The organism is Paracoccus sp. BR5-17 (assembly GCF_055693925.1).
This window is the reverse complement of the sequence record NZ_JBVFUV010000002.1, coordinates 165,215-177,637: the sequence shown is the minus strand read 5'-3', so window position 1 is coordinate 177,637 and position 12,423 is coordinate 165,215. Positions and strand designations below refer to the sequence as shown.

Here is a 12,423-nt window from a genome sequence, read left to right as displayed (position 1 = left end):
GGCTTGCGCCTGTTCGCCACTGCGCATCAGCAGGGCCAGGACCCTGGCCGCCAGGCCACGGAAGGCGGGGATTCGGGATCGCGCGACGCGGGATCGGACGAGGCGGGCAGCGCCACTTCCAGGTCGGCGACGACGCGCGCCGGGCGGGGCGACAGGACCAGGATGCGGTCGGCCAGCATCACGGCCTCGTCCACGGAATGGGTGACCAGCAGCGTCGTGGCGCGCTGCCGCCGCCACAGGGGCGGCAGGTCCTGGGCCAGCTGGCGCCGGGTCAGGGCGTCAAGCGCGCCGAAGGGTTCGTCCAGCAGCAGCACGCGGGGGGCGGTGACCAGGGCGCGGGCGATGGCGGCGCGCTGCCGCATCCCGCCCGACAGGGCGGCGGGGCGGGCGTTCTGGAACCCGCCCAGGCCCACGAGGTGGATCATCCGGTCCACCGCCTGCGCATCGGGCGCCTGCCGCGCCAGCCTGCGGCCCAGGGCCACGTTGCGCCTGACGGTCAGCCAGGGCAGCAGGCAGGGATCCTGGAAGGCGATGGACAGCCCGCCCTGCCGGCACAGGGCCTCGGGCGGGCGGCCGTCGATCAGGACCGCGCCGGTCGTCGGCTCCTCCAGCCCGGCGATCAGGCGCAGAAGGGTGGACTTGCCGCAGCCCGAAGGCCCCAGCAGCGCGGTGGTGCGGCCGGCGGCCAGCCTCAGGTCGATGCGGTCCAGGGCGCTCAGGCCGCCCGCGAACAGCTTGGTAAGGCCGTTGCAGACGATCTCAGCCATGAATGTCTTCAAGGACCGAACGATCCCACAGATCCGGGGTGACGGTCCTGCCCAGAAGCGCCAGCGTCTCGATGTTGCGCGCCACCGATTCCTCGGTCCACCAGCCGAAGCCGTTGGCCTCGGTCAGATCCGAGAACATCAGCGGCACCTGCCGGCGGGCCTGAAGCCGCTGGGTTTCCAGATCCAGTCCCGCGTCGGGGAACATCTCGACCGTCAGGCGGGCGGCGGCGTCGGTGTCGGCGCGGTAGGCCTCCCAGCCGCGCACCTCGCCCGCCAGCAGGGCGCGCAGTTCGGCCCGGCGGCTGGCCAGGCTGTCGGTGGTGGCGATGTAGGTCTGGGAATGAAGGACATAGCCGTGATCGGCCAGCAGCATGGTTTCGGCCTGCACCCCCTGCATCTGCATCGCCACGGGCAGATCGGTTTCCCAGCACAGCAGGCAATCGACCTCGCCGGCCAGCAACGGCTGGGCGGAATACTGGGTGGGCACGATCCGCACCGCCGCGATGTCCACGTCGTTCAGCGTGCAGAGCGCCTGCAGCACCGGCGTGTTGGCAACGGCCATGCCGATCCGCCGGCCCGCCAGATCGGCGGGCGAGCGCACCGGGTTTTCGGGCAGCGAGGCGATGACGAAGGGGTTCTTCTGCATCGCCACGCCGATGATCCTGAAGGGCGCGCCCTGGGCCACCGCCGCCGCCGCATAATCCGCGGCCGAGATCCCGATCAGCGCCGTCCCCGCCACGACCGGAGGCTCGACCGGCGCGTTGGGGCCGCCCTGCAGCAACGTCACCGCCAGCCCCGCCTCGCGCCACCAGCCGTTCCGCTGGGCGATATAGCTGCCCGCGAACTGCACCGAATGCAGCCAGGACAGCTGCAGGCTCACCGGCGTCGCCTGTGCCGCCGCGGGCCGCGCCAGCCCCCCCAGGGCCAGGGCCGCGCCCCCTGCCCCGATCAGGCCGCGCCGCGTCAGAGGAAAGGGGGTCATGGCACTTCTCCGATGAAAGACAGGACCATCATGGGACGCGGGGGCGGGGGCAGGCAAGGCCCTCATGCCTGCGGCGGACCGCCGCCGAAGCCGCGCAGGATCAGGTCGCGCATCCTGTCCATCGGCAGCGCGGCGGCGCCCGGGGCGGCACCAAGCCGGGGGCGAAGCCCCAGGCGGCGGCGCGGTCCACCAGATGCGGCGGGCCGATCAGGTGGATGGGCACGTCGGCGCCGCCCGTTCCCGCCACCCAGGGCGCGGGCTGGTGATCGCCCAGCACGATCATCAGCGGCGGGTCGGCGGCGTGCAGAAGGGCGTAATCCACGACCGTCGCCAGGCTGTAGTCCACCGCCTCGCGGTAGGCGGCGCGGACCCGGTCGCGGTCGCGCCAGACGACCTCGGGCGGATCGCCCGCCGCGGCCATCGCGTCGAAGACCCGGCCATCGCCCAGCCGGTCCCAGGCCAGCAGGCGCGGCACCGGCACCCAGGGCGCGTGCGACGAGATCAGCGCCACCTGCGCGAACAAGGGCGCGGATCCCGCGCCGTCCCGAAGCAACCGGTCCAGGGCGGCCAGCGTGAACTGGTCGGGCATCGTCACCCAGTTGAAGGGCCGCCCGCGATAGCCCAGGTCGGCCGCTGCCAGAACCCGGTCGAAGCCCATGCGCGCGGCCTCGGGCCAGGGGCGGGTGATGGCGGGCATGACGGCCGCGGTGCGAAAGCCCAGCCGCCGGGCGTGATGGAACAGCCCCTGGCGCCCGCTGGCGATGACGGCGGCGTGGCTGGTCTGGTCGGCCACCCACAGGCCGTTGGCGAAGGTCGCATGGGACAGCCAGCTTTGCCCACCCTGAGTCGGCGCGGTCAGAAAGCCCGACCGCATCGCCAGACCCGCCCCCGCCAGCCGCGATTCGGCGCGGCGCAGGGTCGGCAGATGCCGTTGCGCGTGAAAGGGCGCGTCGAAGCTGGCCCGGCCGTAGCTTTCGACGAAGATCACCAGAACGTCGCGGTCGATCCGGGACAGCAGCCCCGGGGCATCCGCCAGCGGATCCCGGGCCGCAAGCTGGCCGATCCGCCGCAGATCCTGCGCGGTCCGGGCCATCATCCGCAGCCGGGCGACGGCATAGGGGCCGTTGCCCGTCCATGCCCGCGACACCCACGCCTGCCCGGGCCACGCCCGATCGGGTCCCCCCTGCCCCAGCCAGACTGCGGCCGGCACCAGCAGCGCCGCCACAGCCAGGACCAGCCGCAGACGCGGGCTGCGGCCCTGCCCGGCCCAGACGCCCGTCGCCCACCACAGCGCCGCGCCCACCGCCAGGGCGCCCGCCGCCGCGGCCAGCGACAGGCCCAGAAGCCGCCAGCCGCCGGCCGCCTGGGCCAGGATCTCGAGGCCCGACCCGATCAGGGTCATGTCCGTCAGCGGGTTGAACGGCCGCCCCAGGGCCGAGGTCATGGCCAGATCGGCGATCTTCTGCACCCCCAGCAGCACCAGGACCAGCATCGCCGCGCCGCGCGCCCTGCGGCCCAGCAAGGCCAGGGCCAGAAGGATCAGCGGCAGTTCCGGGGCAAGGCGAAGCAGCGCCTGGGGCGCGGGCATGGGCGCGGGCGGCAGGACCAGCAGCAGGTGGATCACCAGGGCGGCGCCCAGCAGGCGCAGGGCGGTCACCGGCGGCTCCACAGCCAGCGGATGTCGACCGCGAAGGAGGCGATCAGCAGCAGGGCGGCGATCCGGGTCAGCACGATCGCCTGGCCGGGGGAAAGCAGCGGCGTCTGCACCACGATCAGCGTGGCGATCTGGATCACGCAGACGGCCTTCCGCCACCGCCGTTCCGGCAGCCCGGCCGTCAGCCAGGGCAGGACCAGCCCGGCCAGCACGAAGCCATAGCGCGCCAGGCCCAGCACCAGGACCTCGGGGCCGACCGGGGATCGGGCGATGACGTGCAGCGCCAGGATCAGCGCCTGGGCCGCGTCCACCTCCATGTCGAAGCGCGCGCCGAAGCGCGACACCAGGCCGCTGCGCCGGGCCAGAAACCCGTCCAGCCCGTCCAGCGAAAGCCCCAGGCCCGCCACGACGGCCACCGCCCAGCCCGCGGGCTGGCCCGCCGCAAGCGGCATCAGCAGCGCGCAGACAAGCCCAGCCCGCAGCAGCGTCACGGCGTTGCAGCCGCCGATGCGGTCGTGCGGATAGGTCCGCCGCATCAGGCCCGCGACGGCCGCGCCGACCAGCAGGAAGGCCGACACCGCGACCAGAAGACCCTGCGGCGTCGCCGGCAGGAACGCCGTCAGCGCGGCGATGATGGCGACGATCCCCAGGGCGGCGCCGGCCACCTGCGCCCGGATCGCCCCGGCGCCCTGCCGCCACCGTCCTGTCAGCCCCAAGGGTTCCGCGTCGCGCATCCCGGAAGCCTAGGCCGGGGGCGCGATCCGTCAAGCGCCTCGTTGCCGGAAGGCTTCGCGGCGCGGGCCTTTTCTGCTAGCCTTCGCCCCACGAAGGAGCCGCGCCATGCCCGACCCCCTGCCCGGCTATCGCCCGCCCGCCCGATGGCTGCACTGGATCGTGGCGGCGGCGGTGCTGCTGATGATCCCGGCGGGCCTTGTCATGGTGCGCGAGGGGATCCCCCGGTCGCTGCAGGACGCGCTGTTCCTGTTCCACAAGAACACCGGGGTGCTGCTGGTGCCGGTGATCGTCGCGCGGATCCTCTATCGCCTGACGCACCGGCCCCCGCCGCTGCCGCGCGTGGTCCCCGCCTGGCAGCGCGCCGCGGCGCGGCTGTCGCACGGGCTGCTTTACGCGCTGCTGGTGGTGATGCCGCTCAGCGGCTTCGTGCGGGTCCGCGCCGGCGGCTTCCCGGTCGAGCTTCTGGACCGCCTGGGCGCGGGGCCCTGGCTTGCCCGATCCGACCGCGTGGCCGAGGCCGCGCAGACCGTCCACGCCATCGGCGCCTTCACCCTGATCGCGGTGCTGGCCGTCCATGTCGCTGCGGCGGTCCAGCACGCGCTGATCCGCCGCGACGGCGTCTGGTGGCGCATGTGGCCCCCCGCCGGACCGCGCGACCGGACCTGACCTGACCGCCCGCCGCCGCTGGACATCGGTGCGGTCAAGCTGATCTAACATCCCCAGCCCTGCGGCGCGGCCCCGGCCCGCCGCTCATTCGCAAGGAGGATGGGATGATCGACCTTCACGGCAAGGTGGTTCTGGTCACCGGCGCCAGCCGGGGCATCGGCGCGGCGGCGGCGCGCGCCTTTGCCGGGGCCGGCGCCCGCGTGGGCGTGATGGCCCGCGACGCCGCCGCGGCCCAGGCGCTTGCCGCCGAGATCGGCGGCCTTGCGCTGCCCGGCGACGTGGCGCGGGCCGGCGACATGGAACGCGCGGTCGCAACGCTGGCCGGGCAGGCGGGGCGGCTGGACGTGCTGGTGAACAACGCCGGCCTGATCGGCCCCATCGCGGCCATCGCCGAGGCCGATCCCGACGCCTGGGGCCAGGCGATCGACGTGAACCTGAAGGGCGTCTTCCACGGAATGCGCGCGGCGCTTCCGGTGATGCGCGCGCAGGGCGGCGGCACGATCCTGACGGTGGGATCGGGCGCCGCCCACAACCCGCAGGAGGGCTGGAGCGCCTATTGCGCCAGCAAGGCGGGCGCCTGGATGCTGACCCGCGCCCTGGACCACGAATCCCGCGGCCAGGGCATCCGGGCCATCAGCCTGTCGCCCGGAACGGTGGCCACCGACATGCAGCAGGCCATCCGGCGCAGCGGCGTCAACCCGGTCAGCCGGCTGGACTGGTCCGCCCATATCCCGCCCGAATGGCCCGCCCGGGCGCTCGTCTGGCTCTGCGGCCCCGAGGGGAACGAATTCCTGGGCGACGAGGTCTCGCTGCGCGACGAGGCCGTCCGCCGGCGGGTGGGGCTGATCCCGTGAGGGCGGCGGCCCGCCCGCTGCCCGGCGGCCGGCCGTCCCCGACGCGCGCCCGCGCCGGAAAATCTGATGGCCCGGCGACTGGAGCCCGGCCCCGCAACCGGCTAAGCAGCAATCCACCCCCGGTTCCGCGCCGCCGGCGCCGGGGGCGGAACCGAAAGGCCTGCCATGTCCGTCAATCCCGCATCCTCGCTCGAGCTTGAGAACATCTCGCGCCACTTCGAGGGACGTGCGGTGCTGTCCGACATCTCGCTGTCGATCCCGCCGGGCCGGATCACCTGCCTGCTGGGGCAGTCGGGCTGCGGCAAATCGACGCTTCTGCGGATCATCTCGGGGGTGGACCGGCCCGACCCCGGGGGCCGCATCCGCGTCGGCGGGACCGAGGTGACGGGACCGGGGGTCTTCGTCGAGCCCGAGAACCGCAAGATCGGCTTCATGTTCCAGGACTATGCCCTGTTCCCGCATCTGAGCGTGGCCGACAACCTGGCCTTCGGGCTGCGCGCCCTGCCGCGGGACGAACGCCGCGGCCGCGTGGCGCGGGTGGCCGACCGCATCGGCATCGCCCATCTGCTGGACCGCTATCCGAATTCCCTGTCGGGGGGCGAACAGCAGCGCGTGGCCCTGGCCCGCGCGCTTGCCCCCGAACCGGCGATCCTGCTGATGGACGAGCCGTTCTCGAACCTGGACCAGGGCCTGCGCGAGCGTGTCCGCCGTGAGACGGTGGAAACGCTGCGCCGCATCGGCACCACCGCGATCATCGTCACCCACGACCCCCAGGAGGCGCTTGCGGTGGGTGACCTGATCGTGCTGATGCGCGACGGCCGGATCGAGCAGGCCGGCACCCCGTTCGAGATCTATGACCGCCCCCATTCCCCCTATGCGGCGGAATTCATGGGCCCCTGCAACCGCCTGTCGGGCATCTGGTCGCACGGCCGGATCGAAACCCCCATCGGCACCTTCCCCGCCGACCTCGACCTGCCCGACGGATCGCTGGCTCTGGCCTGCATCCGCCCCCAGGCGCTGTCGATCGGGCCGGACGGGCAGGGAATCTCGGCCCGGGTGGTGGCCAAGACCTTCACCGGGGAAAGCGAACAGATCGACATCATGGTCCATCCCCTGGCCCAGACGCTGCGGATGCATTCGCATTTCCGCATCCCCATGGCCATCGGCGAAAAGGTCAGCCTGCAACTGAACGGCGCCCAGATCCACGTCTTCCCCGAGCAGCCGGAACCGCCGTCGTCGGATAGTTGAGAAAAATACTAGACTACGGCGGCGGGCTGTGTAACACCCTTGCGCGAACGATCTGATGCGGAAGGGACCATCATGAAACTTGCACCCGCCATCCTTCTTGCCGCCTTCGGGGCAGGCGCGGCCCAGGCCCAGGACCAGACCCAGGAGGTGAACCTCTATACCTCGCGCGAACCCGGCCTGGTCGAGCCGCTGCTGAAGGCCTTCACCGATGCCACGGGGATCACCGTGAACACGGTGTTCCTCGAGGACGGCCTGGCCGAGCGCGTCGCCTCCGAGGGGGAAAGCTCGCCCGCCGACGTGCTGATGGCGGTGGATGTGGGCAACCTGACCGACCTGGTGGACAAGGGTCTGACCCAGCCCGTTGAATCCGAGGTGCTGTCGTCCTCGATCCCCGAGAACCTGCGCGATCCCGGCAACCAGTGGTTCGCCCTGTCGATGCGTGCCCGCGTCGTCTATGCGGCCAAGGATCTGGATCTGGACGCCATCACCTACGAGGAGCTGGCGGACCCGGAATGGCAGGGCCGCATCTGCATCCGCTCGGGCCAGCACCCCTACAACACCGGCCTCTTCTCGGCCTTCATGGCTCATCACGGCGCGGCCGAGACCGAGGAATGGCTGACCGGCCTGAAGGCCAACCTGGCCCGCCAGGCCGGCGGCGGCGACCGCGACGGCGCCAAGGACATCCTGGGCGGCATCTGCGACATCGCCGTGGCGAACTCGTACTACGTCGGGCTGATGCGCTCGGGCAGGGGCGGTGACGAGCAGAAGGAATGGGGCGAGGCGATCAAGGTGATCCTGCCCACCTTCGAGGACGGCGGCACGCATGTGAACATCAGCGGCGCCGCCGTGGCCCGCCACGCCCCCAACCGCGACGAGGCCGTGCAACTGCTGGAGTTCCTGGTGTCCGACGAGGCGCAGAAGATCTATGCCGAGGCCAACTACGAATACCCGGTCAAGCCGGGCGCGGCCCTGGATCCGATCGTGGAGTCCTTCGGGGAACTGACCGTGGATCCCGTCCCCCTGACCGAGATCGTCAAGAACCGGCAGGAGGCGAGCGAACTGGTCGACCGCGTTGGCTTCGACAACTGACCAGGGCGCCTCGCGCCGCCACGCGCCGGTCCCGGCCGTGGCCCCGGCCCTCCGCCTGCGCGGGGGGCTTTGGGTCGTCGCAAGCCTGCTGATCGCCGTCCTGGTCCTGGTCCCCGTCCTGGCGCTTGCCTGGCAGGCGGCGCAGGGGTCCGAGGGGCTGTGGACGCATCTGGGCCGCCATGTCCTGCCCCATGCGCTGTCGCAGACGGCGATCCTGATGGCCGGGGTGGGGCTGCTGACGGCGGGGATCGGCACCTCGGTCGCCTGGCTGGTGACGGCGCACGACTTTCCCGGCCGGCGGATGCTGGAATGGGCGCTGCTGCTGCCCCTGGCGGTACCCACCTACATCGTCGCCTATGCCTATCTGGACATGCTTCATCCGCTGGGCCCGGTCCAGTCGGCGCTGCGCGCGATCCTGGGCTATGACAGCCCGCGCGATTTCCGCCTGCCCGACATCCGGTCGATGACCGGGGCGATCCTGCTGATGGGGCTGGTCCTTTACCCCTATGTCTATCTGCCGGTCAGGGCGATGTTCATGACCCAGGCCGCCAACCTGGTCGAGGTCGCGCAGACGCTGGGCACGCCCCGGCGCCGCATCTTCCACCGCGTCGCCCTGCCGCTGGCCCGCCCCGCCATCGCCGTCGGCGTCAGCCTGGCGCTGATGGAGACGCTGAACGACATCGGCGCGTCCGAGTTCCTGGGCGTGCGGTCGCTGACGATCTCGGTCTATACCACCTGGGTGACGCGGTCGGATCTGGCCGGGGCGGCGCAGATCGCCCTGGCGATGCTGGTGCTGGTGGTGGCGCTGATCTCGCTGGAACGCTGGGCGCGGCGCAGGCAGCGCTATTCGGTCAACGCGCAGCGCGCCCGGCCGATGGCCCGCCAGCCGCTGGCCGGCCCCGCCCGCTGGGCGGCGCTTGCCGTCTGCCTGCTGCCGGTGCTGCTGGGCTTCGTGCTGCCGGCGCTCTACCTGTCGGTGCAGGCCTGGAAGCGCTTCCAGTTCGCGGGCGTGTCGTCGCGCCTGCTGGCCGAGGCCTGGAACACCTTTGCCCTGTCGGCGGCGGCCAGCGTCGCGGTGGTGGCCTGCGGGCTGACCGTCGCCTATGCGGCGCGGGTCTTTCCGCAGCGCGGCATGGCGGTGATCCACCGCACGGCCTCGCTGGGCTATGCGATGCCGGGCACGATCCTGGCGCTTGGCATCCTGATCGCCGCAGGCGCCGCGGACCGCTGGATCGGGCGCACCGCCAGGGAATGGCTGGACGTGGATCCGGGGCTGGTGCTGATCGGGTCGGGCCTGGCCCTGGGCTATGCCTATCTGGCGCGGTTCCTGGCCATATCCATCGGCTCGGTCGAGGCCGGGCTGACGCGCATCCCCCGCAGCTACGACCAGTCGGCGCGGACGCTGGGCCACGGCATCGGCAGCACGCTGCGCAACGTCCACCTGCCCCTGACGCGCGCCGCCCTGGCCGCCGGGGGCCTGCTGGTCTTCGTCGATTGCATGAAGGAGCTGTCGGCCACGCTGCTGCTGCGGCCGCTGAACTTCGAAACCCTGGCCACGCACCTGTTCGGCGAGGCCGCCCGCGGCACCTACGAGGAAGCCGCAATTGCCGCGCTTGCGATCGTGGCGGTGGGCATCCTGCCGGTGATCCTGCTGGCCCGGGTGGGCGTGGGGCGCGGCCGGTCCGACCGCGCCTAGCAGGCCATCCAGCCGGGCAGGTCCTTCGGGGCCCGCCCGCTCAGCGCCGCGTCGATGCAGCGGTCCAGGCTGCCGAAGCGGACCGCGCAACCCGACAGGCCCGGTCCGTAATGGGCGTATTTCCCCGAATTGGTCATCAGCGTCCGGGCGCCTTCGGGAAAGACCGGCCGCGAGATCGAACACCAGCAGAGATCGGGCAGCACCTGAACCCCCGCCTGCTCCAGCAGCTCCAGCACGCCTTCGGCCCGCACCCGGTCGATGATGTCGCGCCCCGCCGTGACGATGGTAGGGACCCGCACCCGGCGACCCGCCAGCCGCCGCGCCAGGGCGCGACATTCCGAAGCCGAGGCGTGGGGACTGCCCAAGGCGACCAGGTCGATGGCCTCGGGGCCCTCGTTCAGAAGCCGCCAGCCTTCGGCCATGTCGGCAGGCGCGATCCGGCGCGGGTCGGCGTCGGCGGCCAGCCGGTGGGCCTCGGGCGTCACGCCTTCGACATGCAGCATCGGCGCGGCCGAGGTCGTGCCGAAGGCCGCGCACAGCGCCTTCAGCGCGTCGGCGTCCGGCCGGGCCGGCGCCAGGCCGCGCAGCAGCGGGACGCGGTCGGGCGACAGCCGGCCCGCCAGCCAGCCGATCAGCGGCCAGAAGGCATCGTCGGGCGCGGCCGGCAGGTCGATGTCGATGACGCGCCGCGCCGCGCGCCCGTCGTCCAGATAGACGCCCGACAGCGGGGCCCGACCGGTCACCGCGATGCAGAGATCCAGGAAATCCGGGTGCTTGGCCGTCCGCGCGCCCAGCACGCTGTTGGCGAAGATGACCGCGTTCGATTCCGCCCAGGCCACCGCCTCGCCCAGGCGGGGGGCGCTGTCCAGCAGATAGGGCGAACAGGTGAAGGTCGCCCGGCAGCCCATCGCGACATAGGCATCGGCCAGCCGCTGGGCGGGGCCGCCGAAGTCGGGCGGCACGCCCTGCGCGCGCCAGTTCCGGTGATCGACCGAGATCGCGTTCATCGTCGTGGGAACCCGCACCCTTGCCCCCAGCGACTGCATCTTGCGCGCGAAGGTCAGGTTGGCGGGGCTGGCATAGATGCAGCCGTCGATATGCGCCTGCGTCACGTCGATCAGCCGCGCCGCCCCCTGCTGGGCCGCCATCGCGCAGACGATGCGCATGGCCAGGGTCGCGGCATCGCCGTCGCGGCCCGCCAGCATGGCGCGGTCGTCCCCGGACAGGGCCAGCGACGCGGTGGCGGGCGGGGCGACGGCCAGGCGCAGCCCGCCCGCGGTGATGGCATCGGCGCCGATGACGGCATGGGGCTGGCGCGCCAGGGAGGTGAAGTCGCCGGGGGACAGGCGCAGGACCGGCAGGGCGTGGCCGAACATCTCGGAGGCGGTCAGCGCGCCCAGGGTCACGACATCCTCGGGTTCCGAAAAGATCAGCGCCGCCGGGCCGCGTCCCGACAGGACCAGATCCAGCAGCACCCCCGATCCGGTGCAGGATCCGCGCGTGGACGGCATCATCAGCACCGCGCCGGTAATGGCTTGCCCGTGCAGCGGATGATGCACGTCGATGACCCGGCCCGTGCCCGGATCGACGCCGCCCCAGAAGCTCAGCGGCTCGTGGCTGGCGATCACCGGACCCTGGGCGGTGCCCGGCAGGATCGACAGCGCGCTCATTGCTTCAACGTCGGCGTGACCCCCCAGGTGTCGGACAGCACATATCCTGCCTGCCAGGGATCCTCGGGGTCCAGATAATAGCTGTGCTGGCCGGTGATCCAGGCCCGGCCGGTGATCTGCGGGATGATGCTGGTCCGCCCGCCGTCCTGCCGGACCTCCAGGATCCTGCCGGTGAAGCGCGAGCCGATGATGGATTCGTGGATCAGCACGTCCCCCTGCCCCATCAGCCCGCGGTCCTGCAGCACCGCCATCCGCGCCGAGGTGCCGGTCCCGGTGGGCGAGCGGTCCGACCGCCCGGGCGCCACGATGCAGGTGTTGCGCGCGACCTGGCCGCTGCCCCCGAAGGGCATCGCGAACTGCACGATGGACACGCCCCGCACGTTCGGAAAGTCGGGATGGACCACGTCGAACTGTTCGCGCGCGGCCTTGCGGATCCGCTCGCCCAGGATGGCCAGGTCGCGGGCCTCGTCGGGGCGGATCCCGAAGCCCAGGGCCTGGGCATCGACGATGCCGAAGAACATGCCGCCATAGGCGATGTCCAGCGGGATGGTCCCGTGGCCCTCGACCTCGAGCGCGCCGTCCAGCACGGCGGCAAAGGCCGGGGCGTTGCGGAAGGTGACCGACCGGCACTTGCCGCCCTGGCAGTCGGCGGTGACCTCGATCACGCCGCCGGGCATGTCCAGCTTGAAGCGGGTGACGGGTTCGACCATCGGCACCATGCCGGTTTCCAGCAGGACGGTCGCGATGCAGATGGTGTTCGACCCCGACATGGGGACGTATTCGGTGGGCTCCATGACGATGGCGCCCGCCGCGCAGCCCGGGGTGATCGGCGGCACGATCAGGTTGACGTGGCGCGCGACCGATCCGCGCGGCTCGCAGATCAGCAGGCGGCGGATGTGGTCGTGGTCGCGTTCCATCGCGATCATCCGTTCCATCATCGTGGCGCCTTCCGGGGGCAGCACGCCGCCGACGATCACATCGCCGATCTCGCCCTCGGCATGGCAGCCGACGACCGAGATGGAGAGACTGGTGCGCATGGGGTTCCTTTCCGGGCCTGGCCCG

At 72.2% G+C, this 12,423-nt stretch carries 11 protein-coding genes; 5 read left to right on the top strand and 6 right to left on the bottom strand.

What is annotated here, in order from left to right; translation table 11 throughout:
* Nucleotides 1-26 precede the first annotated feature (26 nt).
* The 4 genes from ACZ1HC_RS00990 to ACZ1HC_RS00975 form a co-directional block, all read right to left on the bottom strand.
* Nucleotides 27-767 carry an ABC transporter ATP-binding protein gene (locus ACZ1HC_RS00990; protein WP_472698358.1) on the bottom strand — a complete coding sequence of 247 codons (741 nt, stop codon included), beginning with the start codon at nucleotides 765-767 and terminating at the stop codon, nucleotides 27-29.
* Nucleotides 760-1,749, bottom strand: a complete 990-nt coding sequence (locus tag ACZ1HC_RS00985) for an ABC transporter substrate-binding protein (RefSeq protein ID WP_472698357.1) — start codon at nucleotides 1,747-1,749, stop codon at nucleotides 760-762. Before ACZ1HC_RS00985 ends, ACZ1HC_RS00990 begins: the two co-directional genes overlap by 8 nt.
* A gap of 100 nt (nucleotides 1,750-1,849) precedes the next feature.
* A complete protein-coding gene (locus ACZ1HC_RS00980) occupies nucleotides 1,850-3,406 on the bottom strand; it encodes a sulfatase-like hydrolase/transferase (RefSeq protein ID WP_472698356.1) in 1,557 nt (518 codons plus the stop codon).
* Complete coding sequence (locus ACZ1HC_RS00975; protein WP_472698355.1) at nucleotides 3,403-4,137, bottom strand: CDP-alcohol phosphatidyltransferase family protein; 735 nt, start codon at nucleotides 4,135-4,137, stop codon at nucleotides 3,403-3,405. The genes ACZ1HC_RS00980 and ACZ1HC_RS00975 overlap by 4 nt, the downstream gene beginning before the upstream one ends.
* A 106-nt stretch (nucleotides 4,138-4,243) precedes the next feature.
* On the opposite strand from ACZ1HC_RS00975, the gene ACZ1HC_RS00970 reads away from it, so the two are divergent.
* The 5 genes from ACZ1HC_RS00970 (at nucleotide 4,244) to ACZ1HC_RS00950 (ending at nucleotide 9,691) form a co-directional block, all read left to right on the top strand.
* The gene (locus ACZ1HC_RS00970) at nucleotides 4,244-4,804 is read left to right on the top strand and encodes a cytochrome b (protein ID WP_472698354.1); all 561 of its coding nucleotides are present in this window, start codon (nucleotides 4,244-4,246) and stop codon (nucleotides 4,802-4,804) included.
* Between the two features lie 107 nt (nucleotides 4,805-4,911).
* Nucleotides 4,912-5,658 carry an SDR family oxidoreductase gene (locus tag ACZ1HC_RS00965; protein WP_472698386.1) on the top strand — a complete coding sequence of 249 codons (747 nt, stop codon included), beginning with the start codon at nucleotides 4,912-4,914 and terminating at the stop codon, nucleotides 5,656-5,658.
* 165 nt (nucleotides 5,659-5,823) lie between these two features.
* Nucleotides 5,824-6,906 (top strand): ABC transporter ATP-binding protein, encoded by a 1,083-nt coding sequence (locus tag ACZ1HC_RS00960; protein WP_472698353.1) that lies wholly within the window; start codon nucleotides 5,824-5,826, stop codon nucleotides 6,904-6,906.
* Between the two features lie 72 nt (nucleotides 6,907-6,978).
* Entirely contained in the window at nucleotides 6,979-7,995 is a 1,017-nt protein-coding gene (locus tag ACZ1HC_RS00955; protein WP_472698352.1) for a Fe(3+) ABC transporter substrate-binding protein, read from the top strand.
* Nucleotides 7,979-9,691, top strand: coding sequence for an ABC transporter permease (locus ACZ1HC_RS00950; protein WP_472698350.1), 1,713 nt, complete (start codon nucleotides 7,979-7,981; stop codon nucleotides 9,689-9,691). The genes ACZ1HC_RS00955 and ACZ1HC_RS00950 overlap by 17 nt, the downstream gene beginning before the upstream one ends.
* Here the strand turns inward: ACZ1HC_RS00950 and lhpI are convergent.
* The gene (gene lhpI / locus ACZ1HC_RS00945; RefSeq protein ID WP_472698349.1) at nucleotides 9,688-11,361 is read right to left on the bottom strand and encodes a cis-3-hydroxy-L-proline dehydratase; all 1,674 of its coding nucleotides are present in this window, start codon (nucleotides 11,359-11,361) and stop codon (nucleotides 9,688-9,690) included. The genes ACZ1HC_RS00950 and lhpI overlap by 4 nt on opposite strands.
* Entirely contained in the window at nucleotides 11,358-12,398 is a 1,041-nt protein-coding gene (locus ACZ1HC_RS00940) for a proline racemase family protein (RefSeq protein ID WP_472698348.1), read from the bottom strand. Before ACZ1HC_RS00940 ends, lhpI begins: the two co-directional genes overlap by 4 nt.
* Nucleotides 12,399-12,423: the final 25 nt, after the last annotated feature.

Bases quoted from the DNA above. Each gene is read 5' to 3' on its own strand.
- ACZ1HC_RS00990 (WP_472698358.1), bottom strand. From the start codon at position 767: ATGGCTGAGATCGTCTGCAACGGCCTTACCAAGCTGTTCGCGGGCGGC.
- ACZ1HC_RS00940 (WP_472698348.1), bottom strand. From the start codon at position 12,398: ATGCGCACCAGTCTCTCCATCTCGGTCGTCGGCTGCCATGCCGAGGGC.
- lhpI (WP_472698349.1), bottom strand. From the start codon at position 11,361: ATGAGCGCGCTGTCGATCCTGCCGGGCACCGCCCAGGGTCCGGTGATC.
- ACZ1HC_RS00955 (WP_472698352.1), top strand. From the start codon at position 6,979: ATGAAACTTGCACCCGCCATCCTTCTTGCCGCCTTCGGGGCAGGCGCG.
- ACZ1HC_RS00985 (WP_472698357.1), bottom strand. From the start codon at position 1,749: ATGACCCCCTTTCCTCTGACGCGGCGCGGCCTGATCGGGGCAGGGGGC.
- ACZ1HC_RS00960 (WP_472698353.1), top strand. From the start codon at position 5,824: ATGTCCGTCAATCCCGCATCCTCGCTCGAGCTTGAGAACATCTCGCGC.
- ACZ1HC_RS00975 (WP_472698355.1), bottom strand. From the start codon at position 4,137: ATGCGCGACGCGGAACCCTTGGGGCTGACAGGACGGTGGCGGCAGGGC.
- ACZ1HC_RS00970 (WP_472698354.1), top strand. From the start codon at position 4,244: ATGCCCGACCCCCTGCCCGGCTATCGCCCGCCCGCCCGATGGCTGCAC.